Annotated in this window: 23 protein-coding genes and 1 riboswitch; of the genes, 10 read left to right on the top strand and 13 right to left on the bottom strand. The window is 71.0% G+C overall.

Annotated elements, in window-relative coordinates; all coding sequences use genetic code 11:
- The first annotated feature begins 23 nt into the window (after nucleotides 1-23).
- Nucleotides 24-2564 carry a LuxR C-terminal-related transcriptional regulator gene (locus DI005_RS01180; RefSeq protein WP_113641016.1) on the top strand — a complete coding sequence of 847 codons (2541 nt, stop codon included), beginning with the start codon at nucleotides 24-26 and terminating at the stop codon, nucleotides 2562-2564.
- Here DI005_RS01180 and DI005_RS01175 read toward each other — a convergent pair.
- The 3 genes from DI005_RS01175 to DI005_RS01165 all read right to left on the bottom strand — a co-directional run bounded on the left by DI005_RS01175 (nucleotide 2557) and on the right by DI005_RS01165 (nucleotide 4597).
- Nucleotides 2557-3390, bottom strand: a complete 834-nt coding sequence (locus tag DI005_RS01175) for a formylglycine-generating enzyme family protein (protein WP_112272064.1) — start codon at nucleotides 3388-3390, stop codon at nucleotides 2557-2559. The genes DI005_RS01180 and DI005_RS01175 overlap by 8 nt on opposite strands.
- 34 nt (nucleotides 3391-3424) lie before the next feature.
- Nucleotides 3425-3973: a potassium channel family protein gene (locus DI005_RS01170; RefSeq protein ID WP_112271590.1), complete on the bottom strand. Its 549-nt coding sequence runs from the start codon at nucleotides 3971-3973 to the stop codon at nucleotides 3425-3427.
- A 171-nt stretch (nucleotides 3974-4144) separates the two neighbouring features.
- Nucleotides 4145-4597, bottom strand: coding sequence for a hypothetical protein (locus DI005_RS01165; protein WP_112271592.1), 453 nt, complete (start codon nucleotides 4595-4597; stop codon nucleotides 4145-4147).
- Nucleotides 4598-4779: 182 nt separating this feature from the next.
- Here DI005_RS01165 and DI005_RS01160 point away from each other — a divergent pair, with 182 nt between their 5' ends.
- The 3 genes from DI005_RS01160 (at nucleotide 4780) to DI005_RS01150 (ending at nucleotide 6290) form a co-directional block, all read left to right on the top strand.
- Nucleotides 4780-5277 (top strand): DUF1269 domain-containing protein, encoded by a 498-nt coding sequence (locus DI005_RS01160; protein WP_112271594.1) that lies wholly within the window; start codon nucleotides 4780-4782, stop codon nucleotides 5275-5277.
- Nucleotides 5278-5460: 183 nt separating this feature from the next.
- Nucleotides 5461-5847, top strand: a complete 387-nt coding sequence (locus DI005_RS01155) for a hypothetical protein (protein ID WP_228713830.1) — start codon at nucleotides 5461-5463, stop codon at nucleotides 5845-5847.
- 26 nt (nucleotides 5848-5873) lie between these two features.
- A riboswitch (guanidine-III (ykkC-III) riboswitch) is annotated at nucleotides 5874-5938 on the top strand.
- A 37-nt stretch (nucleotides 5939-5975) separates the two neighbouring features.
- Entirely contained in the window at nucleotides 5976-6290 is a 315-nt protein-coding gene (locus DI005_RS01150) for a multidrug efflux SMR transporter (RefSeq protein WP_112271596.1), read from the top strand.
- A gap of 8 nt (nucleotides 6291-6298) precedes the next feature.
- Here the strand turns inward: DI005_RS01150 and DI005_RS01145 are convergent, their stop codons facing one another.
- Together DI005_RS01145 and DI005_RS01140 are read right to left on the bottom strand one after the other, a co-directional pair.
- Nucleotides 6299-6646: a type II toxin-antitoxin system PemK/MazF family toxin gene (locus tag DI005_RS01145; protein WP_112271598.1), complete on the bottom strand. Its 348-nt coding sequence runs from the start codon at nucleotides 6644-6646 to the stop codon at nucleotides 6299-6301.
- Nucleotides 6646-6867 carry a ribbon-helix-helix domain-containing protein gene (locus DI005_RS01140; RefSeq protein WP_112271600.1) on the bottom strand — a complete coding sequence of 74 codons (222 nt, stop codon included), beginning with the start codon at nucleotides 6865-6867 and terminating at the stop codon, nucleotides 6646-6648. The genes DI005_RS01145 and DI005_RS01140 overlap by 1 nt, the downstream gene beginning before the upstream one ends.
- Before the next feature lie 79 nt (nucleotides 6868-6946).
- On the opposite strand from DI005_RS01140, the gene DI005_RS01135 reads away from it, so the two are divergent.
- Nucleotides 6947-7243: a hypothetical protein gene (locus tag DI005_RS01135; RefSeq protein ID WP_112271602.1), complete on the top strand. Its 297-nt coding sequence runs from the start codon at nucleotides 6947-6949 to the stop codon at nucleotides 7241-7243.
- 82 nt (nucleotides 7244-7325) lie between these two features.
- Here DI005_RS01135 and DI005_RS01130 read toward each other — a convergent pair whose 3' ends face one another.
- Nucleotides 7326-8660: an MBL fold metallo-hydrolase gene (locus DI005_RS01130; protein ID WP_113641015.1), complete on the bottom strand. Its 1335-nt coding sequence runs from the start codon at nucleotides 8658-8660 to the stop codon at nucleotides 7326-7328.
- A 141-nt stretch (nucleotides 8661-8801) separates the two neighbouring features.
- On the opposite strand from DI005_RS01130, the gene DI005_RS01125 reads away from it, so the two are divergent.
- Nucleotides 8802-9710: a DMT family transporter gene (locus DI005_RS01125; RefSeq protein ID WP_113641014.1), complete on the top strand. Its 909-nt coding sequence runs from the start codon at nucleotides 8802-8804 to the stop codon at nucleotides 9708-9710.
- Here the strand turns inward: DI005_RS01125 and DI005_RS01120 are convergent.
- The gene (locus DI005_RS01120) at nucleotides 9707-10432 is read right to left on the bottom strand and encodes a bifunctional 2-polyprenyl-6-hydroxyphenol methylase/3-demethylubiquinol 3-O-methyltransferase UbiG (protein ID WP_112271607.1); all 726 of its coding nucleotides are present in this window, start codon (nucleotides 10430-10432) and stop codon (nucleotides 9707-9709) included. The genes DI005_RS01125 and DI005_RS01120 overlap by 4 nt on opposite strands.
- 216 nt (nucleotides 10433-10648) lie before the next feature.
- On the opposite strand from DI005_RS01120, the gene DI005_RS01115 reads away from it, so the two are divergent.
- Nucleotides 10649-11347, top strand: coding sequence for an alpha/beta hydrolase (locus DI005_RS01115; protein WP_233519933.1), 699 nt, complete (start codon nucleotides 10649-10651; stop codon nucleotides 11345-11347).
- Between the two features lie 232 nt (nucleotides 11348-11579).
- On the opposite strand, the gene DI005_RS01110 is transcribed toward DI005_RS01115, so the two are convergent.
- The 3 genes from DI005_RS01110 to DI005_RS01100 form a co-directional block, all read right to left on the bottom strand.
- Entirely contained in the window at nucleotides 11580-11843 is a 264-nt protein-coding gene (locus DI005_RS01110) for a WhiB family transcriptional regulator (RefSeq protein ID WP_112271609.1), read from the bottom strand.
- A gap of 93 nt (nucleotides 11844-11936) precedes the next feature.
- On the bottom strand, nucleotides 11937-12839 hold the full coding sequence (locus DI005_RS01105) for a ribonuclease Z (protein ID WP_113641013.1): 903 nt from the start codon (nucleotides 12837-12839) through the stop codon (nucleotides 11937-11939).
- 31 nt (nucleotides 12840-12870) lie between these two features.
- Nucleotides 12871-13290, bottom strand: coding sequence for a CBS domain-containing protein (locus DI005_RS01100; protein ID WP_112271613.1), 420 nt, complete (start codon nucleotides 13288-13290; stop codon nucleotides 12871-12873).
- A 104-nt stretch (nucleotides 13291-13394) separates the two neighbouring features.
- Between DI005_RS01100 and DI005_RS01095 the strand changes: the two genes are divergently transcribed.
- The 3 genes from DI005_RS01095 (at nucleotide 13395) to DI005_RS01085 (ending at nucleotide 19156) form a co-directional block, all read left to right on the top strand.
- Nucleotides 13395-14444 (top strand): DNA polymerase IV, encoded by a 1050-nt coding sequence (locus DI005_RS01095; protein WP_369973544.1) that lies wholly within the window; start codon nucleotides 13395-13397, stop codon nucleotides 14442-14444.
- 154 nt (nucleotides 14445-14598) lie between these two features.
- Nucleotides 14599-16656 carry a type IIA DNA topoisomerase subunit B gene (locus DI005_RS01090; protein WP_113641012.1) on the top strand — a complete coding sequence of 686 codons (2058 nt, stop codon included), beginning with the start codon at nucleotides 14599-14601 and terminating at the stop codon, nucleotides 16654-16656.
- Nucleotides 16657-16672: 16 nt separating this feature from the next.
- Nucleotides 16673-19156 carry a DNA topoisomerase (ATP-hydrolyzing) subunit A gene (locus DI005_RS01085; protein WP_113641011.1) on the top strand — a complete coding sequence of 828 codons (2484 nt, stop codon included), beginning with the start codon at nucleotides 16673-16675 and terminating at the stop codon, nucleotides 19154-19156.
- A 429-nt stretch (nucleotides 19157-19585) separates the two neighbouring features.
- Here DI005_RS01085 and DI005_RS01075 read toward each other — a convergent pair whose 3' ends face one another.
- From DI005_RS01075 to DI005_RS01070, 3 genes are read right to left on the bottom strand one after another with little or no spacing between them, the layout of a single operon-like run.
- Entirely contained in the window at nucleotides 19586-20524 is a 939-nt protein-coding gene (locus DI005_RS01075) for an RluA family pseudouridine synthase (protein WP_113641010.1), read from the bottom strand.
- A 30-nt stretch (nucleotides 20525-20554) separates the two neighbouring features.
- Nucleotides 20555-20773 carry a hypothetical protein gene (locus tag DI005_RS38840; protein WP_233519932.1) on the bottom strand — a complete coding sequence of 73 codons (219 nt, stop codon included), beginning with the start codon at nucleotides 20771-20773 and terminating at the stop codon, nucleotides 20555-20557.
- Nucleotides 20774-20776: 3 nt separating this feature from the next.
- Nucleotides 20777-21547 (bottom strand): LamG domain-containing protein, encoded by a 771-nt coding sequence (locus tag DI005_RS01070; RefSeq protein WP_233519931.1) that lies wholly within the window; start codon nucleotides 21545-21547, stop codon nucleotides 20777-20779.
- Nucleotides 21548-21562 lie beyond the last annotated feature (15 nt).

Below are 21562 nucleotides of genomic sequence, written 5' to 3'. Positions count from 1 at the left end.
ATCCTTCCCGGGCGAAAACCGCTGTGCCGCAACTACCCGCCGGCTTCGTCGCCAGGCCCGCGTTGCGTGAACTGCTCGGTCGCGCAGCGGTCACCAGCGTGTGCGCACCGGCGGGTTACGGCAAGACACTGCTGCTCGCCGACTGGGCGCGCGCGGGCAACGAGCGCAGGACGGCGTGGGTCCGGCTCGACTCCGACGACAACGACCCGGACCGATTCTGGTCCTCTGTGCTGACCGCCCTCGCACGATGCGCGGCCGTGCCCTCGGACAGCGCCCTGTGCGGGCCCGTTCCTCCGGGAGGCGACACCGCGAGCTCTGTCGCCGAGGTCGTGAACGCCCTGGACGAGCTGGCCGAACCCGTGTGGCTCGTGCTCGACGACGTGCACGAGCTCACGGCCGTGCCGACGCTGCACACGCTCGCGACGCTCGTGCGGCACCAGCCGCCGACCCTGAACCTGGTGTTCGCGGGCCGGTCGGAGCTGCCGCTGCCGTTGCCACGGCTACGCGTCGAGGGCAGGCTCACCGATCTCACGGCGGCCGAGCTGCGGTTCTCCGCCGAGGAGGCCGACACGCTCCTGCGCTCGGCCGGGGTCACGCTCGACGCCGGGGAACTGGCCGCGCTCGTCGAGCAGACGGGCGGCTGGGTGGCCGGACTGCGGCTCGCCGCGCGGTCGCTGCCCGCCGCGCCCGACCGGGAGGCGTTCCTGGCCGGGTTCGCGGGTGAGGACACGGCCGTCGCGGACTACCTTGGCGACGAGGTGCTCGGCAGGCTCACCGACGACGTGCGGGAGTTCCTGAGCGCCATCAGCGTGTGCGAAACCGTGACGCCGCCGCTGGCCGGGGTGCTGTCCGGGAGGGCCGACGCCGGGGTGCTGCTCGACGAGCTCTCCGGCAGGCGCGCACTCGTCACGGTCGCGCTGGCGCGCCAGGCCGGGTACCGCGTGCATCCGATGCTGCGTGAGCACCTGCGGGCCGGGCTGCGGCGGCAGCGTCCGCAGCAGGCCGCCGCTCTGCACACAGCCGCCGCTCACTGGTTTGCCTCACACGCGCGCCCGCACGAGGCGATCGACCACGCCGGGCGAACCGAGGACGCCGCGGTGGTGGCGGATCTGCTGCGGGGGGAGGCCGTCGGGCTGCTGCTGCGCGGCGACCTGCGCGCCGTGCGGGACGGTCTCGCCGTGGCCGGTGCGCAACGTGTGCGCGCCGACGCCTCGCTGAGCCTGGTGGCGGCGCTCGCCGACGTGGAGGCGGGAGAACCGGCCTCGGCGGAGTCGGCGCTCGCCGACAGCGAGGCGGCGTGGCCCGAACACCCCGGCGCGGAGCTGGAGTCCCTGCGAAGCCTGGTGCTCGCCACCTACGCGCTCCTGTGCGGCCGCGCGCCGGGCGAGGTGAAGCCGGGCGGGGCACCGGCGACACGGCCGTGGGCGGCGCTGCTGTCCGGCTGCGGCCTGCTCCACGCCGGGGACCTCGCGGGCGCGCGGCGTGGGCTGGCGGAGGCCCTGCGGTCCGCGCGGGAGCGGGACCTCGGTTACCTCGCGATGCACTGCCACACCGCACTCGGCGCCGTGTCGGCGCTGGAGGGTGACTACGCGGAGATGGCGGGCTCGTGCACGGCAGCCGTCGCGATCGCGGCCGAGCACGGCCTGGGTGGCTCCCCGCTGCTCGCGCCCGCGCGGTTGATGCTCGGGTTCGCCGCCCTCCTCCGCGCCGATGCCCGTGCCGCCCTGCGGCATGCCGCAGAGGCTGCGGGTGCCGCGGGCGAGTTGCCGCAGGCGAGGCTGCGGTTCCTCATCGACGCACTCACCGGTGCCGCCGTCGCCGACCGGGGTCGGCACGCCGACGGGCTGCGGCGGCTGCACGACGCCCGCACCGAGCTGGGCGCGGTGACCTTGCTCCCGCAGCCCGCCGCGCTGGCCGCGCTGGTGGAGTACCGAACCGCGCTGCGGCTCGGGCGGCAGGCACACGCTCGCGACGCGCGCACGTGGCTGCTCGCGCGCATTTCCGGGCCCACCGAACGGGCGCTGCTCACCGCGTGGTGGCAGGCCGCGCACGGCGAGTTCGCCGTGGCGCGCCGCACGGCGGAGGCCGTAGCCGAGGGGGACCGTGGCGTGCTCGGTGACCTCACGAGGGTCGAGGCGCGGCTGCTGGAGACCGCGCTGGCGCTCGGGACCGGGGAGCGCACGCGGGCGCGGCGGTGCCTCGCCTCGGCGCTCACCCTCGCGGAGCCCGCAGGTCTGATCCTGCCCTTCGCGCAGGCGGAGCCGACGGTGCGGCAGCTGCTCGCCGACCAGCTCGGCGGGTTCGGTACGGCCGGACCGTTCGCTGAACGGGTGCACCGCGCGCTGGCCGAACGGGAGGGCGCGCACGCCGAAGGGCTGCTCACCGGGCGGGAGCACGTAGTGCTGGCCCGGCTCGGCACGCACCAGTCGCTGTCGGAGGTCGCCAGTGCGCTGTCGGTGTCGGTGAACACGGTCAAGACCCACGTCCGCGCCATCTACGGCAAGCTCGGCGTCAACAACCGGCGGGCCGCGGTGGTCGCCGCCCGCGAGCTGGGTCTCACGTGACCCCGGCCGCGAGCCGGAAGCCGATGTTGCCCGCGCTCGTGGCGGGCGAGCAGGAGCTGCGTGCGGCGCAGCGGAAGCGCCAGCAGTAGGAGCCGTGGCAGAGGTAGGAGCCGCCGCGCATCGCGCGGTGCCCCGGCCGGGTGGAGCCGAAGCGGTTGACGCACCACTCCCAGACGTTGCCCGTCATGTTGTGCAGGCCGAGGCCGTTGGGCGGGAACGCCGTGACCGGAGCGGTGCCGACGAAGCCGTCCTCGCCCGAGTCGTGGCGCGGGAAGCGGCCCTGGAAGACGTTCATGCGGTGCTCGCCGTGGGGGGTCAGCTCGTCGCCCCACGGGTAACGCGCGCCGTCGAGCCCGCCGCGTGCGGCGTACTCCCACTCCGTCTCCGTGGGCAGCCTGCCGCCCGCCCATCGGCAGTACGCGCGGGCGTCGGCCCACGATACGTGCACGACCGGGTGCGAGCCCCTGCCCGCGAGCCCGGAGCCGGGACCCTCCGGCCGACGCCACGCCGCGCCGGGAACCCGTCTCCACCACGGCGCGCGCGGGAACGGCAACGTCGGCGGGTGGTCCGGCGGCAGCAGGCCGGCGAACACGAACGACCAGCCCTCCCGTTCGGCCGTGGTCAGGTAGCCGGTCTCCGCGACGAACGCGGCGAAGTCGTCGTTGCTGACGGCGTGGGCGGCGATCCGGAAATCGGCGATACGGCGCACGCGTGGCGGGCCCTCCCGGTCGCCCGGGTAGCGGTCCTCGTCGGAACCCATCGTGAAGGCGCCCCCCGGCACAGGCACGAGTCCGTCCACGGCCATTGTCGGCACCGGCTCGCTCATGCCGCGATCGTCGGGCGCGACCGGCCCGTCACCCTCACCCACCACGGATGGGCTCGTCGTCGTGCTCGTTGGTCCTGCGCTGCACGGCGACCCGCACGGCGCTCACCACGAGCCTGGCGACCACGCCGACGGCGACGAGCCCCACCACCATCTGCGCCGTGGTGAGCAGCCGAGCGAGCTTGCTGACCGGGGCGATGTCGCCGAAGCCGACCGTGGCGAAGACGGTGACCGTGAAGTACAGCGCGTCGCTGTGGTCGAGCCGTTCGGTGAAGCTGGCGGGCCACTCGGTGGAGATCACCACATAGACCGACGCGAACACCACCAGCAGCAACGGCAGGCTGACCGCGATCGTCTGCACGCCGCGCACCACGGGCATGGGCGCGGTGAGGATGCCGCGGATCTGCCAGGTGACCAGCACGCCGAAGGCCCCGAGCCCGAGCGCGAACCACAACCAGGTGGTGACGTCCGGTGTCGTGTCGAGCGGGGCGAGGTAGTAGACCGTGACGAGTGCGACCACGACGCACGTCGACCGGAACAGCGCCAGCGTGGCCTGGCGCCTGCGCTCCGACCGCGCTCGGCTCATGGCGGCTCCGTGACTTCCGGGGCAAGGGCACGTACCGGGTGCGGCGCCCGACCGCACGCACCCGGTACCCCTCCCCGCTGTGCCACCCGGCCCTCCACCTGTGCCGGGAGATGTTGCCACCGAGCCATTCCCGGTTCTCCGCTGTCGTCACCCGCTGCGGGTGAACCGGTCTCAGCTCGGGACGTTGTCGCGTTGCAGCTCCCGTCCGTGCACGACGATCGCGTAGATCACCAGCACGTTGACGGCGATGACGACGAGCGACCAGACCGGGTAGGCCGCGATGAAGGCGAGGTTGATGATCGCGCTGAGCCCGGCGAGGATCACGCCGACGATGCGGGCGACCTTGTTGCCGGTCATGAGCCCGAGCGCGGTGAGCACGGCGACAACGCCGAAGCCGAGGTGCAACCAGCCCCACACGTCGTAGTCGACGTTCACGACGAGCCCGTCGGCGCCGACGAGGTAGTAGCCGTCGTCGAAGATCGCGACGAGGCCCTCGATCGCCTGGAAGAACCCCACCAGCAGCAACATCACCCCGGCGAAGATGATCCAGCCGGTCCAGCCGCTCCAGCTGCCGGCATAGTCGCCGCGAGTGGCTCCCCTTGTGGTGTGTGTGTATTCGGCCATGACCTTCTCCCGTCTGCGAGCGGCCCTCTTGGCTCCCATCGTCACGCCGGGGTCCGCCCGTGCCTCATCCGCGAAGGATGAACATGCTCGCCCGTCGCGGGTGATGCCGGGCGCGTCCGGATCGGCGGACAGTGCGGGTTCCGGCCCGTGTCGCGGCCGGTGGACCTCGAGGAGGCAGGGAGATGGGCACCTTCACGGTGTGGAAGTTCGACTCGGCCGACGGCGCCGCCGACGCGCTCGCGCTGCTGGAGCGGATGCAGAAGGAGCAGCTGATCCAGATCAACGACGCGGCCTACGTCTACTGGCCCGAGGACGCGAAGAAGCCGAAGACCAAGCAGCTGCACCACCTCGCGGGCAAGGGCGCGCTCGGGGGAAGCTTCTGGGGCCTGCTGTTCGGCCTGATCTTCTTCGTGCCGCTGCTGGGACTCGCCGTCGGTGCCGCGGTCGGCGCGCTGAGCGGGGCGATGACCGATGTGGGCATCGACGATGACTTCATCCGCAAGGTCCGCGAGGACGTCACTCCGGGTACGTCGGCGCTGTTCGTGATGTCGTCGCACGCGGTGGTCGACAAGGTGCTGGAGGAGTTCCGCAACACCGGCGCCACGCTGATCTCCACGAACCTGTCCACCGACCAGGAGACCCGCCTGCGCGCGGCGTTCGCCGAGAGCGAGCTCGTCTAGCCCGGGGCGCCGCACAGGGCCGGAAAGGCCCTGTGCGGCAACGACTTTTCCGAAGGCGCTGCGGTCCGGTCCCACGGGGTGACCCGCGCCTCTCCGGTTGTCCGCCTGATCGAGTGATCGCGGAGGGTCCCGGTTTCGATACCCTCGGTGATGCCCTTGCTCGCTCTGTGTGGAGGTTCACCGGTGAGGTTTTCCCTTCGTTCCGCCGTTTTCGTCGCCTGCGCCCTGCTGGCCGGCCTGTTCGTGTCGGCCCCGGCCGCGAGCGCGGCGGTACCGGATCCGAGTCCCGCGCTCGTGCACGCCTCGACGCAGAACGCCTGCAAGCTCAACGTCAGAGCCGGGACCGATGTCGGCTCACCGGCACTGACCACGCTGACGTGCGCCAACTACACGACGTGCGTCAACGCCGCGTCCGCCGAGCAGCCCTGCGGGCCGTACATCCAGGGCGGGGGCTACACGTGCGTCGGGGCCAACGGCTCGCAGGTGACCGACAACCGCTGGGCCGAGGTCGCCTGGCGTGCGCCGGAGCGTTCGTACGTGGCGGTGGCGTGCGCCGCTTTCCGGTTGTAGCGCCGATTCCGCGTGCTAGCGTGGTGGCCGGTCGTGTTCTTCACGGCCCCGGACGAGCGCGTCGTACCCGGTCATGCGAAGACGGCGCAGTGATGTAGTCGGTATCGCATTACTGCGGAGGGATCGTCATGGCGTGGATCGCGCTCATCGTGTCCGGTCTGTTCGAGACGGTGTGGGCAGCGGCGCTGAGCGCGTCGCGCGGCCTGTCCAAGCCAGTGCCCAGCATCGTGTTCGGCGTCGCGCTCGTGATCAGCATGGCCGGCCTCGGCTACGCGTTGCGGACGCTGCCGGTGGGCACCGGGTACGCGGTGTGGGTCGGCGTCGGCGCGATCGGCACCGCGGTGTACGGCATGGTCGCGATGGGCGATCCCGTCTCAGCGGGCCGGATCACCTGCCTGGTGCTGATCGTCGCGGGCGTCGCCGGGTTGAAGATCCTCCACTGAGGACGGTTTCAGATCCCCAGGTGCAGCCGCAGCGCGTCGTCGATGGCCCGCACGAGTTGCGGGCTGAGGCGGCCGAGCTTCGCGCCCAGCCGTTGCACGGCGATCGAGCGCACCTGCTCGGCCTGTGCCTTCGAGTCGCGTTCGAGCCCGGCCTCGCCGGCGCTCAGCAGAACCTGGAACGGGTAGACGCGGTGGGTGCTGGAGGTGACCGGCACGACGGTGACCACGCCGCGGCGGAGCCGCTCGGCGGTCGAGTTGGCGCCGTCGTTGCTGACGATCACCACGGGGCGGCGCTTGTTGGTCTCCGCGCCGCGGGCCGGGTCCAGGTCGGCGAGGTAGAGGTCGCCCCTGCGCATCAGCGGGGCAGGCCGTCGGCGGTCGCAGGCTCCCAGGCCGCCGCCTCGCCGGCCTCCTCCCACTCGGCCCACGCGTCGGCGTAGGCGTCGCCGAGCTGGGCGGCGCGCAGCAGCTCGACGGCCCGGTGCAGCGCCGCGGAGCGTGAGCCGATGTCGTGCTCACGCGCGTAGCTGTCGAGGAACTCGACGTCCTCGGCAGGCAGGCTGACGCTCATTTTCATACTTCGATGCTACTCCGGGTGGGAAAGAGGTAGCAAGCGCGGCCGGTTAGCGCCGAGGGCGTGTGGGGTAACCGCGATCATGTCCCGCGACGACCAACCCCTTGACCTCGGCGAGACGGAGCTGTCGGCTCAGGACGAGCGGCGCGTTCGCCGTGAGCACGACCTCGACCGCCCCGGCGTCTTCGACGAGCGCAACGCCGTCGACGAGCGCGCCGCCGAGCGTGCCGAACTGTGGCCGGAGGAGGCAGCGGTCGGCAGCGCCGACCCCGAGGCGCAGGCCCGCGAGGTGCTGCGTGACTCGGACCTGCGCACCGAGGTTCCCGAATCGGCCCCCGACAGCTTCATCGAGCGCCGCAAACCCGACGAGACGACGTAGCCCTCGCCGTCTGCAGTGAAGGCCACCTTCACTGCGTTGAACGCAGTGAAGGTGGCCTTCACTGCGGATGGGACCCCGCGGGCTAGGCGGCCGCGTTGGCGTCGTAGTCGTCGTTCACCGACACGACCCTTCGGCCTGCCGCGTCGAGGAGCGACGCGGCGATCGCCGCGCGGTAGCCGGACTTGCAGTGCACCCACACCTCGCCGTCGGGTACGTCGTCCATGCGCTCCAGCAGCTCGTGCAGCGGGATGTGGACGGCGCCCTCCAGGTGTCCCTCGTCCCACTCCTGTTGACGCCGCACGTCGAGCACCACCACTGGGCGGTGGTGCCGCACCTGCGCGAGGTCGGCGAAGCAGCCGGTGGGGAACGAGCGCAGCTCGTCGTCACCCGCCCATTTGCGGACATCGCCCGTGGCCGCCGCCTCGAGCCGGTCGATGCCGATGCGCGCCAGCTCGCGCTGCGCGTCGGCCACCTGCTCACTCGTCTCCCCGAGCAGCGTCACCGGGCTACCCCACGGAAGCAGCCAGCCGAGGTAGGTCGCGAAGCCGCCGTCGATGCCGAAGTTCAGCGTGCCCGCGACGTGCCCGGCCGCGAACGCCGTCCGGTGCCGCAGGTCGACGACCCACTCGCCCGCGTCGATCCGCGAGCGCAGCTCGGCGGCGTCGGCCCGCTGCGGCGGCGTCAGGTCCGCGGCATCAGGGCCTGCGATGTTGACCGGTCCCATGTGCGCGTAGTACGCGGGGTAGACGTCCAGCCCCGCGAGCAGGGTGCGCACATAGGACTCCTGGTCTTCGGTCAGGGCGGGGTTGATCCGCTTCTCCCTGCCGATCGTGGACGCCTCGCCGGAGGTGGGCGTGGACGAGCAGAAGCTGCCGAAGCCGTGCGTGGGGTACACGAGGGTCTCGTCGGGCAGCTCGGCCGCGAGGCGCCGCGCGGAGGTGTACTGCGCGTGCACCAGCTCGCCGGTGTGGGCGGGGCCGAGCAGGTCGGGCCTTCCGGTGGAGCCGAACAGCAGCGAACCGCCGGTGAACACGGCGGGCACCTCGCCGGGCGAGGTGAGCGCGTACGCGAGGTGGGTGAACGTGTGCCCTGGCGTCGCCAGCGCCCGCACGCGCAGGGCCGGGCCCACCTCCACCACGTCGCCGTCGCTGATCGGCTCCCGCTCGAAGGTCACCGGGTCGTCGGCGTTGACGTGGTAGGCGGCGCCGGTGAGGCGCGCGAGCGCGAAGCCACCCGTCACGTAGTCGTTGTGGATGTGGGTCTCGAACACGTGGGTCAGGCGAACGCCCCGGTCTTCGAGCAGCGCGAGCATCCGGTCGATGTCGCGCTGCGGGTCCACGGCGAAAGCCACCTCGCCGTCGTGCACCAGGTAGCTGCGGTCACCCAGTGTGGGCGTGTCGACAGCGATGATCTCCATCTCGTGCTCCCTCCTCACCCGTCTTTCTAGCCTGAGTGGGGCCGGTGTGCCAGGGCCGGAGGTCTCCGGTTTCCCGTCGCCCGGAAGCGGGTACCAGGACGAGATGTCTCTCGGTCGGGTCGCCTCCGCTAGGCGGTCGCCATGGCCCTGACCGTCGTGCTGGCGGTACTCGCCGCGCTCGCCAACGCCACCGCCTCCGTCCTGCAGCGCAAGGGCGCGCGACGGCAGGCCGACGGCAGGTCGATGTCGGTCGGCACGCTGTGGCACCTCGCTCACGACGCGTTCTGGCTGGCGGGGGTCGCCACGATCTTCACCGGTTTCGTGCTGCAGGCGGCCGCGCTGGCCACGGGTCCGATCACCCTCATCCAGCCGCTGCTGGTCACGGAGCTGGGCCTGACGCTCGTGCTGTCGAGCTTCCTGCTGCACACCCGCCTGCGCGCGAGGGAGTGGTCCGCGGTGGCGGGTATGAGCGCGGGTATCGCGTTGCTGCTGGTCTCCCTGCGGCCGAGTAGCGGGAAGGTCAACGACGTCCCCCTTACGTCGTGGCTGCTGGGGGCCGCAGTGACACTCGCCGTAATCGGGACGCTCGTGGCGATCGGCTACCGGTACCGCGGCACGCACAGAGCGGCCTACCTCGGCGTCGCGAGCGGGATGTACTTCGGGTTCCTCGCGGCGCTGGTCTCCGGGATGACGGCGGCCTTCGCCGACGGCATCGGCGGGGTGTTCGGCGCGTGGCAGACCTACGCGGTCCTCGTCGTGGGGCCAACGGGGTTCCTGTTGCTGCAGAACACGTTGCGCGCCGGCAGTCTCGTTGCCTCGCAACCGGGGCTGACGCTCGCGAACCCGCTCGTGTCCATCGGCTGGGGCGTGGCCGTGTTCGGTGAGCACGTGCAGGGCGGCGGCTGGATCGCGGGCCAGGTGATCGGCGCCGCGCTCATCGCCGCGTGCACGTTGCTGCTCGTGCGCTCGCCGCTGCTCCAGGGCGAGTCAGGGGAGCCGGGCGAGTCCGAAGTGGATGAACCTGCTGAGCCGCCCGGCCTGCCCGCCTAGCCCGCCTTGCTCGCGACGCACAGCACCGACTGCCCGAACGGCACCCGTACCCGCTTTTCGATGGCCTTGGTGACGGGCACCACGAACCGGTCGTACGCGGCCACGAGCCTGCGGTCCGGGGCGCCGGCGCCACCCTTGCGCACCGCCGCCCACCACGCGAACGCGCCGAGGAAGTTCACCGGTCGTGCCACCCGCACGGTCAGGCCGGCGGCCCGCGCCGCGGCCGAGACGGTGTCGGGCGTGTACCGGCGGAAGTGGCCGACCTTGCGGTCGAAGTCGCCGTACAGCTGCTGGTAGCCCGGTACGAAAAGGATGATGTTGCCGTCGTCGGTCACCGACTTCGCCAGGCACCGCAAGGCATCCACGTCGGCCTCGATGTGCTCCAGCACGTTGATCGCCACCAGCGACTCCACGGGCTCGGGCAGCACCGAGGCGCCGTCGATGTCGAACTGCTGCACCTCGACCTCACTCCGGTGGGCGAACCGCTGCTTCATCTGCTGCACCGCTTCGGGGTCGACGTCGGTCACGACGTAGCGGTCCAGACCGGTGAAGCCGTCGGCGAACTCACCGAGCCCGGCGCCGACCTCCAGCACCGAGCGGCCACAGTGCGGGCGGATGAGCTCTCGCTGGTAGGCCAGGTACCTCGGCTTGCCGTTGTCGCTTTCGAGACTGCGGCCCGTCGCCGCGTTGAATGCGCCCTGTCCCTGCTCGTCGTCTGTCACGCGACCTCCGTCTTGTGCGAGCCCTCGCAAGAGGCGGGAAGCGGGTGACTGGGACGCAACCGTTCCGGCAACGACGACAACCTGCCCCGCAAGCAGGGCGATTTGTGGGTTTTGTTCAGATTTCTTGCCAGCGTAGACGACGTTGCGGACCGGCGAAAGCCGCCCGATCGTAACCGGCGTGTCGCCAGAGTGATCGACCCGGTGCACACTGTACTCGTGACGCGGCCGACGATCGTTCTCGTACACAGCCCGCTGGTCGGACCGTCCACGTGGACGGGATCCGCAGGGCCATTGCGGGACAAGGGGTTCGGCGTCGTGGTCCCGGCGCTCGCCGCCGTTGTGGACGGTGAGCCGCCCTTCTACCACCGGATCGCCGAGACGGTCGCAGGGCAGGTGGAGAATCGGCCGGTGGTGCTCGTCGGCCACAGTGGCGCGGGCGCGCTGCTGCCCGCGATCGCCGACGCGGTGCCGGGTGAGGTACGTGCGGCCGTGTTCGTCGACGCGATCCTGCCGCACCCGGGCGAGGACTGGTTCACGACCGCGCCGCCGGAGCTGGGCAGACGACTGGAGAGCCTCGCCGTGGAAGGGCGGCTTCCGCCGTGGCACGAATGGTTCCCGCCCGGCGCGCTGACGGCCCTGTTCCCCGACCCCGAGACGCACCGGCGCTTCGTGGCGGAACTGCCGAGGGTGCCGCTGGCCTACTTCGCCGAGCGCGCGCCCGAGGCGGAGCGCTGGCCGCCACCCGCGTGCGGGTACGTGCGGCTCAGTGAGCCGTACGACGTCGTGGCCGACGAGTGCGAACGCCTCGGCTGGCCGGTGCACCGGGTGGACGCCAACCACCTGGCGATGCTCACGCAGCCCGGGTTCGTGGCAGGGCTGGTCGCGAGGGCCGTCACCGAACTCACCGGCGAATGACGCACGACAACGGCTCCCCTCGCGCGAATGCGAGGGGAGCCGTTGCCGGAGGAATGCGGCCGATGCGCACGGTCGCCTCTCGGCGAAAGGCACGACGCGGCTCCAGCCGAACGGTATTCCGCGAAGGCAACAGGGGTGAGGCCCGGGGGACACTGTGCGCATCGACCAGCTTTTCCAACGTCGGCGACATCGCCGATGTTCCCTTTTTCCGGTGAGCTGACTCACCGGAGAATCACGCCGCGCGTGGCTGGCCTGCCGCGCGGTTCCGGCGCACGAGAGCGCGACGCTCGCGCTCGGTCGTGCCACCGAAGATCCCGTAGTCCAGACCACTCTCCAGTGCGTAACGCAGGCACTCCGCCCGCACCGGGCAGCGCGCGCAGATCGCCTTCGCCTGCGCCGTCTGCTGCGCACCCGGACCCATGTCGGAAACCGGGAAGAACAGCTCGGGATCCTCGTCACGGCAGGCGGCACGCTCCGACCACTCGAAGATGTCCATGGTTGTGCCGCCCTCCTTTCCAGCGGGGATTCACCTGCCCCGAAAACGGGCAAGCATGTCTTCAACGCCGACCGGTGGAAAGCTATTCCGTTCTCACCGGCGCTTCGGCACGGCGACCCGGGTGAGGTCCTCCGCGACCACGATCTTGCCGTCGAATACCTCGGCCGCTTCGTCGTGAAACCTGTTCGGCTCGGTATAGCGCTGCGAGAAATGGGTGAGCACCAGGGTGCGCACCCCGCACTCGGCGGCCACGCGCCCGGCCTGCGCCGCCGTGAGGTGCCCGTACTCGCTCGCGAGCGCGGAGTCCTCGGCGAGGAACGTCGACTCGATCACGAGTAGATCGGCGCCCTCTGCGAGCGCGAACACGCCGTCGCAGAGCCGGGTGTCCATCACGAAGGCGAACCGCTGGCCAGGCCGGTGGACGCTGACCTCGGCGAGCGAGACCCCGCGCAGGTTCCCGGTGCGTTGCAGCTCACCCACGTCCGGTCCGCTGACTCCGTGGCGCGCCAGCAGCTCGGGCACCATGCGCCTGCCGTCCGCCTCGACGAGCTGGTAGCCGAACGCCTCGACGGGGTGGTCGAGCCTGCGGACCCGCAGCTGCCCGAACGGCCCGGTCGCCAGCGTGCCCTCGGCCTCGATGGGCTCCTCCACGACCTCGGCGACCTCGTGGAACGCGCTCGCGTAGCGCAGCCGCGCGAAGAAGTCGCTCCCGGAGGCGGGGTAGTGGGCGCGCACCGGCCTGCGGACACCGTCGAGCGAGAGCCGCTGCACGATGCCGGGCACGCCGAGGCAGTGGTCGCCATGGAAATGCGTGAGGCAGATCCGGGTGATCGCGCTCGCCGGAACGCCGGCGAACAGCAGCTGACGCTGGGTCCCCTCGCCGGGGTCGAACAGCAACCCCTCGGACTCCCAGCGCAGCAGGTAGCCGTTGTGGTTGCGGGTACGGGACGGCGCCTGGCTGCCCGTGCCCAGCACCACGAGTTCGCGGACCGACACGAGCAGACCCTATGCCGGTCCCGTGATCCGGTCAGGTGTTTGCCGGGGCGGCGCTGATGGTGCCGAGCGCGGAGTCAGGGTCACGTTCCACCGCCGCGTCACCGATCGACAGCATGCCGACGGGCCTGCCGTCCTCCAGTACCGCGATGCGGCGCACGGCGTGCTCGCGCATCCTTGCGATGGCGTTGCCCGCCTCCTCGTTCGGCGAGGCCGTCACCAGCCGCTCACTGCACACCGACCGCAGCGTGCAGTTGGAGAGATCCGCGCGATCGGCGAGCCCGCGCACCACGATGTCGCGGTCCGTCACGATCCCGCACACGTCGTCGCCGTCGAGCACCAGCACGCTGCCGATGTCCTGGTCCCGCATCATCCTGGAGGCCTCGTGCACCGGGGTGTCACCGGAGAGCGTCACGGGACGGTCGGTCATGAGCTCGCGAACCAGCTGAGCCATGGGCTCCTCCTCACTCGTGTTCTCTCGTGCCTGCATCCACCGCCTACCCGCCGCCTCCCGGTCCCTATGCATCTCACTGGCCAGGAATTCGCCGAGGGCACATACTGGATACCGTGACCACGCCGTCTACTTCGGACTGGGTGCTGCACGTCGACCTCGACCAGTTCATCGCGGCGGTGGAGATCGCGCGGCATCCGGAGCTGAAGGGCAGGCCGGTCGTCGTCGGGGGTCAGGGCGACCCCACCCAGCGCGCCGTGGTGGCCACCGCCTCCTACGAGGCCCGCGAGTTCGGGGTGCACTCGGGCATGCCGTTGCGCACGGCGGCCAAGCGCTGTCCCGACGCGGTGTTCCTGCCGTCGGACCCGCCCGCCTACGAGGCCGTCTCCGAGCGGGTCATGGCCGCGCTGCGCGAGCTGCCGGTGGTGGTCGAGGTGATGGGCTGGGACGAGGCGTTCCTCGGCCTCTCGACGGACGACCCCGAGGCGTTCGCCGCCGAGGTCCAGCGAGCCGTACGCGACGAGACCGGCCTGTCGTGCTCGGTGGGCATCGGGGACAACAAGGCCCGCGCCAAGATCGCCACCGGGTTCGCAAAGCCGGCCGGGATCTACCGGCTCACCAGCGAGAACTGGGTGCCCGTGATGGCCAACCGGCCCCCGGACGCGCTGTGGGGCATCGGAGGCAGGACCACGAAGAAGCTCGCGGAGGTGGGCATCACCACGGTCGGCGAGCTCGCCGCGGCCGACCCGGAGCAGCTGGCGGCCCGGTTCGGGCCCACGATGGGCCCGTACTTCCGGATCCTCGCGCACGGCGCCGGCGACCGGGAGGTCACGGCCACGCCGTACATCGCCCGCTCGCGCAGCAGGGAGACGACGTTCCAGGAGAACCTCACCGACCGAGCCGAGATCGAGCAGAAGGTTCGTGAGCTGGCTCGCAGGGTCGCCGAGGACGTGCTGGCCGAGGGCAGGCCCGCGGCGCGGGTGGGGGTCAAGGTGCGGTTCGCGCCGTTCATCACCCAGACGCGAAGCGTTACCCTGGAGCACCGGACCAGCGATGCCGCCGAGCTCGAACGGGCCGCGCTGACCGTGCTGAACCGTTTCGAGCTGAGCAGGCCCGTCCGGCTGCTCGGCGTCCGCGCCGACTTCGATCGCACGTGAACCTGATCACATCGGCCGTCGTCCCTGGCCGGGCCGACGGCGAGGCTCGTGCGGAAATGTCGGGTGGGACGGATACCGTGCACTACGGTGGTTCGCTGGTCGGGCCGCACTTCCGGCACGATCCGGCGTTTCGAGATCTGGGAGAGAGCACCCTGTGACTGCTTCTGCTGAGACCCTCTACGGGGCCGACGACCTGACCCACCTCGAGGGGCTGGAAGCGGTTCGGAAGCGGCCCGGCATGTACATCGGGTCCACCGACAGCCGCGGCGTCAACCATCTCTTCACCGAGATCGTCGACAACTCCACCGACGAGGGCGTGGCGGGGCACGCGACCAAGGTCGTGGTCACGCGGCACGCCGACGGCAGCGTCGAGGTGGAGGACGACGGCCGGGGCATCCCCACCGGCGTGCACGCCAAGTCGGGGCTATCCGGCGTCGAACTGGTGCTCACGCGCCTGCACGCGGGCGGCAAGTTCGGCGGCTCGGGCTACAAGACGTCGGGCGGCCTGCACGGTGTGGGGGCCTCCGCCGTCAACGCGCTCTCGTTGCGGCTCGACGTCACCGTCAAGCGCGCGGGCAAGGTCCACGAGGTGTCCTTCGCGCGCGGCGTCGCCGGAGTCTTCGACGGCAACGGCCCGAAGGCGAAGTTCACGCCGCAGTCCGGGCTGCGCCTCGTGCGGAAGATGAAGCGCGGCGAGTCCACCGGCACCACCATCCGGTACTGGCACGACGCCCGCTACTTCGAGACCGGTGCCGCGCTCGACGTCGAGTCCGTGCGCATGAAGCTGCGCAACACCGCCTTCCTCGTGCCCGGCGTCACCTACGTGCTGCGCACCGCGACCGACGGCGCCATCAACGAGGAGACGTTCCACTACCCCAACGGCCTCACCGACATGGTCGAGTTCCTCGCCCCCGCCGGGGACAAGGCCGTGTGCGGCACACTCGTGATCAACGGCGACGGCACGTACAAGGAGAACGCCGCCGACGAGAACGGTGTGATGAAGTCCAATGTGGAACGCCACGCCGAGGTGGAGATCGCGCTGCGCTGGGGAACCGGCTACGAGCGCACCGTCGAGTGCTTCACCAACACCATCCGCAACGTCCACGGCGGCACCCACCGCAAGGGCTTCGACCGCGCGATGGTGAAGGCACTGCAGGAGGCCATCTCCAAGACGCGCGGCCTGCTCAAGCCCAAGGAGGAGATGCCGACGCTGGACGACGTCGGAGAGGGCATGACCGCCGTGATCCACGTGCGCATCCCCGAGCCGCAGTTCACGTCGCAGACCAAGGACGAGCTGTCCACCGCCGGCATCACCAGGGTGCTGCAGGGCATCGTGGAGAAGCACGTCAAGGCGTGGACCGAGAACCGAAAGACCAAGGCCGAGGCCAAGGTCGTGCTCCAGAAGATCGTCGACGCGTCGCGGGTGCGGCTGGCGCAGAAGCAGCAGAAGGACGCGGCCAGGCGCAAGACCGCGCTCGAGGGCGCCGCCATGCCGCCGAAGCTCGTCGACTGCCGCACCACCGGCGTCGCCCGCAGCGAGCTGTTCCTCGTCGAGGGGGACAGCGCGCTCGGCTCCGCCCGGCAGGCCCGCGTCTCCGAGTACCAGGCGCTGCTTCCGCTGCGCGGCAAGATCCTCAACGTGCAGAAGGCCGGTCTCGGCGACGCGCTCAAGAACGCCGAGATCTCGTCCATCGTGCAGGTGCTCGGCGCCGGCACGGGGCGCACGTTCGACCTCTCCACCATGCGTTACGGCCGCGTGATCCTGATGGCCGACGCCGACGTGGACGGCTCCCACATCCGAACGCTGCTGATCACGCTCTTCGCGCGGTACATGCGGCCGGTGATCGAGGACGGCAGGCTCTACGCCGCGATGCCGCCGCTGCACAAGGTGGTCACCAAGGGGCGCAAGGAAGAGACGCACTACACGTTCACCGAACGGGAGATGCAGACGAAGGTCGCCGAGCTGGAGAAGGCCGGCCGGACCGTCAAGAAGCCCGTGCCCCGGTTCAAGGGCCTCGGCGAGATGGACGCCGACGAGCTCTGGGAGACCACGATGAACCCCGCGACGCGTTCCGTTCGCCGCATCACGCTCGACGACGTGGAGGCCGCGGAGGCCGCGCTCGAGCTGCTGATGGGGGAGAAGGTGGAGCCCCGGCGCAACTGGCTCATCTCGTCGGCCGCCCGCGTGGACCAGGCCGCGATCGACATCTGAGGATAGGTAGAAACCGATGGCACGCCGCAAAGGCACGATCACCCGGGTCGATCCGGCAGCGTTCGACCAGGCCGGTGCGAACGTCTACGACAACTCCGTGAAGACCGAGATCGAGGACTCCTACCTGGAGTACGCGTACTCGGTCATCCACTCGCGCGCGCTGCCCGACGCGCGCGACGGCCTCAAGCCCGTGCACCGCCGGATCCTGTTCTCCATGAACGAGAACGGCTACCGGCCCACCCACGCGTACGTGAAGAGCTCGCGCGTGGTCGGCGACGTGATGGGCCGCTACCACCCGCACGGCGACACCGCGATCTACGACGCGATGGTGCGGCTGGCGCAGGACTTCTCGATGAACGTGCCGCTCATCGACGGGCACGGCAACTTCGGCTCTCCCGACGACGGGCCCGCCGCCTCGCGATACACCGAGGCCCGGATGTCGCCGGAGGCGATGCTGCTAACCGGCGAGCTCGGCGAGGAGACCGTCGACTTCCGGCTCAACTACGACGGCTCGCTGGAGGAGCCGTCCGTGCTGCCGGCCGCGTTCCCGAACCTGCTCGTCAACGGCACCTCGGGCATCGCGGTCGGTATGGCGACCAACATGATCCCGCACAACCTGAGCGAGGTCATCGCCGCGGCGCGCTGGCTGATCAATCACCCGAACGCGTCGCTCGACAAGCTCATGGAGTTCGTCCCCGGTCCCGACCTGCCGACCGGCGGGATGCTGCTGGGGCTCGACGAGGTGCGCAAGGCGTACGAGACCGGCCGCGGCGTGGTCCGCATGCGCGCGAAGGTCGAGACGGGCCCGATCCAGGGCAGCAGGCGCCAGGGCATCACGGTCACCGAGCTGCCGTACGGCGTCGGGCCGGAGAAGGTGATCGAGAAGATCACCGAGGAGATCAACAAGTCGAAGCGCCTCACCGGCATCGCCGACGTGAAGGACCTCACCGACCGCGAGAACGGCACGCGGCTCGTGATCGAGTGCAAGGTGGGCGTGAACCCGCAGGCGCTGCTGGCCGATCTGTACCGGCTGACGCCGCTGGAGCAGTCGTTCGGCATCAACAACCTCGTGCTCGTGGACGGCCAGCCGCGGACGCTCGGGCTCAAGCAGTTGCTGGAGGTTTTCCTCTCGCACCGGTACGAGGTCGTCACCCGGCGCACGCGATACCGCAAGCGCAAGCGGGAGGAGCGGCTGCACCTGGTCGAGGGTCTGCTCAAGGCCCTGCTCGACATCGACAAGGTCATCCGGCTGATCCGGCAGAGCGACAACGCGCAGGCCGCCAAGGAAGGCCTGATGAAGCGGTTCAAGCTGTCCGAGATCCAGGCCACCTACATCCTCGACACGCCCCTGCGCAGGCTCACCAAGTACGACAAGATCGAGCTGGAGGAGGAGCAGGACAGGTTGCGCGAGGAGATCGCCGAGCTGTCCCGGATCCTCGAAGACGAGTCGGTGCTCAGGAAGGTCGTCTCGCAGGAGCTCGCCAAGATCGCCAAGGACTTCCCGACCGAGCGGCGGACGGCCCTGATCGACGGTGACCTCAAGGAGGTGCTCGCCGCCTCGAAGCCGGCCGGGCCGCTGGAGGTCGCCGACGACCCGTGCCAGGTGATCCTCTCGGCGACCGGCCTCGTGGCCAGGACCGCCGCCGAGTCGGAGGAGGCCATCGAGAGCAGGCGACGCAGCGGGCGCGTGAAGCACGACGCCGTGTCCGCGGTCGTGCACACCACCGCGAGGGGCCAGGTGCTGCTGGTGACCAGCGCGGGGCGGGCGTTCAAGGTCGACGTGCTGCCGCTGCCCGTACTGCCCGAGCAGGTCGGCACCGTGTCGCTGCGCGGCGGGATGGCCGCGCGCGAGCTGGTGCCGCTGGAGAAGGGCGAGCGTGTGGTCGGCATCGCGCCGCTGGGGGAGAAGGCGGCCGGTTCGCCGGGGCTCGCGCTCGGTACGCGGCGTGGTGTCGTGAAGGTGTGCGCGCCGGAGTGGCCGGTGCGGTCCGACGAGTTCGACGTCATCGGGCTCAAGGACGGTGACGAGGTGGTCGGCGCCGCGTGGCTCACCGATGGTGAGGAGACGCTGGCGTTCCTGTCGTCGACGGCGTCGCTGCTGCGGTTCTCGGCGTCGCTCGTGCGGCCGCAGGGCATCAAGGGCAGTGGCATGGCGGGCATCAACCTCGGTGCCGACGCCGAGGTGGTGTTCTTCGGCGCGATCCGGACCGACGACGAGGAGCACGGCGAGCCCATGGTGGTGACGGCGACCGGGCAGACCGTGAAGATGACCCCGTTCGCGGAGTACCCCGCGAAGGGCAGGGCGACGGCAGGCGTGCGGGCGCACCGGTTCCTGAAGGGCGAGCAGGGGCTCACGGTGGCGTGGATCGGTCCGCGCCCGGCGGGAGCCATGAAGAACGGCGACCCGGTGGAGCTGCCCGAGGTGGACCCGCGCCGAGACGGATCCGGTGCCGCCCACCCGGGCCCCGACGTGGTGGGCCACCTGGTGGAACGCGGCTGACGCCGCGCGAGTCCCCCGCTCCGGCGCGCGAGTCCCGCGCTCAGGCCCGCGAGTTGCCCGCTGGGGCCGGCGAGTTGCCCGTTCGGGCCGGTGAGTGGCCCGCCCCGGTGCGCGAGTCCCCCGCTGGGTTCCGCGAGTTGCCCGCTGGGGCCGGCGAGTTGCCCGTTCGGGCCGGTGAGTGGCCCGCCCCGGTGCGCGACTCCCCCGCCCGGGCCGGCGAGTCCCCCGCCCGGGCCGGCGAGTTGCCCGTTCGGCACGCCCGCCTATCGCCTGGCTGGAACGCGCAACTTGCGCCCGGGAACGCGCAACTCGCGGGCTGGAGTGCAGAACTCGCGCGCGGGAGTGGGGGACTCGCGGGCTGGAGTGCAGAACTCGCGCGCGGGAGCGGGGGACTCGCGCGCGGGAGCGGGGGACTCGCGGGCTGGCGCGTCAGGCCAAGACGTCGGCTTGCCATGCGGCGTGGTCCGTCCACGCCCGGAGGGTTGCCCCGCTCTCGAAACGGCGCCGTTCGCCGGTGAGCGGGTCCGTGAACTCGAGCACTTTGGCCAGGAGCTGCAGCGGGCGGCTGAAATCGTTCAGCGGGGTCTCGTGGTGTACCGGGTAGAAGGTGTCGCCGAGGATCGGCACCCCCAGCGACGACATGTGCACCCGCAGCTGGTGAGTGCGTCCCGTCTGCGGCCGCAGCCGGTACCTGCCGAGCCCGTCCCGGTGCTCCAGCAGCTCCACCCACGTCTCCGCGTTCGGCTCTCCCGGCACCTCCTGCGCGGTCATGACACCGCGCTCCTTGACGATCCGGCTACGCACCGTGCGCGGCAGCTCCAGTGCGGGATCGTGCGGCGCGATCGCCTCGTACTCCTTGCGCACCAGCCGGTCGCGGAACAGCGTCTGGTACGGACCGCGCAGCTCCCGCCGCGCCACGAACATCACCAGACCCGCCGTGACGCGGTCGAGCCGGTGCGCCGGACTCAGCTCCGGCAGCCCGAGGTCACGCCGGAGCCGGACGAGCGCGGTCTCCAGCACGTGCCTTCCGCGCGGGATGGTGGCCATGAAATGCGGCTTGTCGACCACAACGAGGTGGTCGTCCTGGTGCACGACGCCGATGTCGAAGGGCACCGGGACCTCGTCGGGGAGGTCGCGGTGGAACCAGATGAACGTGCCCGGGACGTACGGCGTCTCCACCGTGATCGGCCCGTCGAGCCCGACGATGCGCTGCTCCCGCAGCATCTCGTCGATCCGCCGCGGATCCAGCCGGTGGAGGCGCTCGACGAGGTGGTCACGCACGGTGGCCCAGTTGCCCTCGGCGGGCAGCCTGAGCCGTGCGGCGTCGAGTCCGTGCCGGGGCGGCAGCGGCGAGGCGGGGCGTTTCATCGGCCTCCACTGTAGCCGCCGCCGCGATCGTCACCCCCGGCCGCGGACCATCCACTGGTACTGCAGCCACACCTCGGTGGGCGAGACCGAACGGTCGAGGAACATCAGGCTGTCGAAGCGGCAGTTGCAGGGATTGCGCTCCAGCGTGTTCTGCGGGAAGCTGCCGCCGATCTTGATGCCCCTCGGATCGGTCGCGGACGCGCGGTCCGGCTCCGGTTCGCCCTCCACACCCCACGGGTCGCCGGACACGGTTTAGAAGCCTTCCACCGGCTTTCCGTTGCGGTACAACGCCATTGTGCCGTTGTCGAAGTCGAAGGTCGCCGCGAGGTGCACCCATTCGCCCTTCGGCAACAGCTTCTGCCAGTCCTCGCTGGCCGCGAACGTCTGCGAGCTGCCGGAGTCGTCGCGCCTGCCGAGCGCGACCAGCCGCAGCTCACCGTCCACATTGATCAGTTCGAGCAGCGCGCGCACGCCGTGTCCGTCGGAGTTGCCGGACAGCACTCCGGCGAGGCCCACGGCGTTGTAGTAGTCGTCGGGATCTGGCGTGGTGGAGTTCAGGTTCGGGTTGGTGCCGGTCACCTTGAACCAGCCCATTACGGTGGTGCCGGTGACGCCGTTGAACGCGCTCAGCGTCGGAACGCCGTCGGCCGAGTACACCCCGGCCTTCCAGTCGTCGTTGCCGTTGACGGCCGGGTTCACCTGCCGCGTCTGGAGCGCGCGCCCGCTGCCGGGGAACGCTTCGTCACGCACGCGCATGTCCGCGCCGCCGTTGACGAGGTCGATCGGGGTACCCGAGAAACCGCGGTCCCGTTCCTGCGCGGCGTTTCCGCGCACGGGATGGTCGAAGTCGTAGTAGGCGGCCAGGTCCGGGACGAGTCCTGGGAACACCGCTCCGTGGCCGGGTGGGGACGCCTGCACGCCGGGCGCCGCGAGCGACGTGCACACGAGCGCGGTCGCGAGCACGCCCAGCGTCCGGATCGCCGGTTTCCGCGCACGCCAGCGGTTTCCCCTTGACATCGCCATCTGCTCACCTCGTCG

Source organism: Prauserella sp. PE36 (genome assembly GCF_003311655.1).
Lineage (GTDB): Bacteria > Actinomycetota > Actinomycetes > Mycobacteriales > Pseudonocardiaceae > Prauserella_A > Prauserella_A endophytica.
Note: the sequence above shows the minus strand (reverse complement) of the source record. Positions and strands in the feature narration are given on the sequence as shown.

Excerpts from the sequence above, each read along its gene's own strand:
- DI005_RS01175 (WP_112272064.1), bottom strand. The coding sequence starts at position 3,390 with ATGAGCGAGCCGGTGCCGACAATGGCCGTGGACGGACTCGTGCCTGTG.
- DI005_RS01170 (WP_112271590.1), bottom strand. The coding sequence starts at position 3,973 with ATGAGCCGAGCGCGGTCGGAGCGCAGGCGCCAGGCCACGCTGGCGCTG.
- DI005_RS01165 (WP_112271592.1), bottom strand. The coding sequence starts at position 4,597 with ATGGCCGAATACACACACACCACAAGGGGAGCCACTCGCGGCGACTAT.
- DI005_RS01160 (WP_112271594.1), top strand. The coding sequence starts at position 4,780 with ATGGGCACCTTCACGGTGTGGAAGTTCGACTCGGCCGACGGCGCCGCC.
- DI005_RS01150 (WP_112271596.1), top strand. The coding sequence starts at position 5,976 with ATGGCGTGGATCGCGCTCATCGTGTCCGGTCTGTTCGAGACGGTGTGG.
- DI005_RS01145 (WP_112271598.1), bottom strand. The coding sequence starts at position 6,646 with ATGCGCAGGGGCGACCTCTACCTCGCCGACCTGGACCCGGCCCGCGGC.
- DI005_RS01140 (WP_112271600.1), bottom strand. The coding sequence starts at position 6,867 with ATGAAAATGAGCGTCAGCCTGCCTGCCGAGGACGTCGAGTTCCTCGAC.
- DI005_RS01135 (WP_112271602.1), top strand. The coding sequence starts at position 6,947 with ATGTCCCGCGACGACCAACCCCTTGACCTCGGCGAGACGGAGCTGTCG.
- DI005_RS01130 (WP_113641015.1), bottom strand. The coding sequence starts at position 8,660 with ATGGAGATCATCGCTGTCGACACGCCCACACTGGGTGACCGCAGCTAC.
- DI005_RS01125 (WP_113641014.1), top strand. The coding sequence starts at position 8,802 with ATGGCCCTGACCGTCGTGCTGGCGGTACTCGCCGCGCTCGCCAACGCC.
- DI005_RS01110 (WP_112271609.1), bottom strand. The coding sequence starts at position 11,843 with ATGGACATCTTCGAGTGGTCGGAGCGTGCCGCCTGCCGTGACGAGGAT.
- DI005_RS01100 (WP_112271613.1), bottom strand. The coding sequence starts at position 13,290 with ATGGCTCAGCTGGTTCGCGAGCTCATGACCGACCGTCCCGTGACGCTC.
- DI005_RS01085 (WP_113641011.1), top strand. The coding sequence starts at position 16,673 with ATGGCACGCCGCAAAGGCACGATCACCCGGGTCGATCCGGCAGCGTTC.
- DI005_RS01075 (WP_113641010.1), bottom strand. The coding sequence starts at position 20,524 with ATGAAACGCCCCGCCTCGCCGCTGCCGCCCCGGCACGGACTCGACGCC.
- DI005_RS01070 (WP_233519931.1), bottom strand. The coding sequence starts at position 21,547 with ATGGCGATGTCAAGGGGAAACCGCTGGCGTGCGCGGAAACCGGCGATC.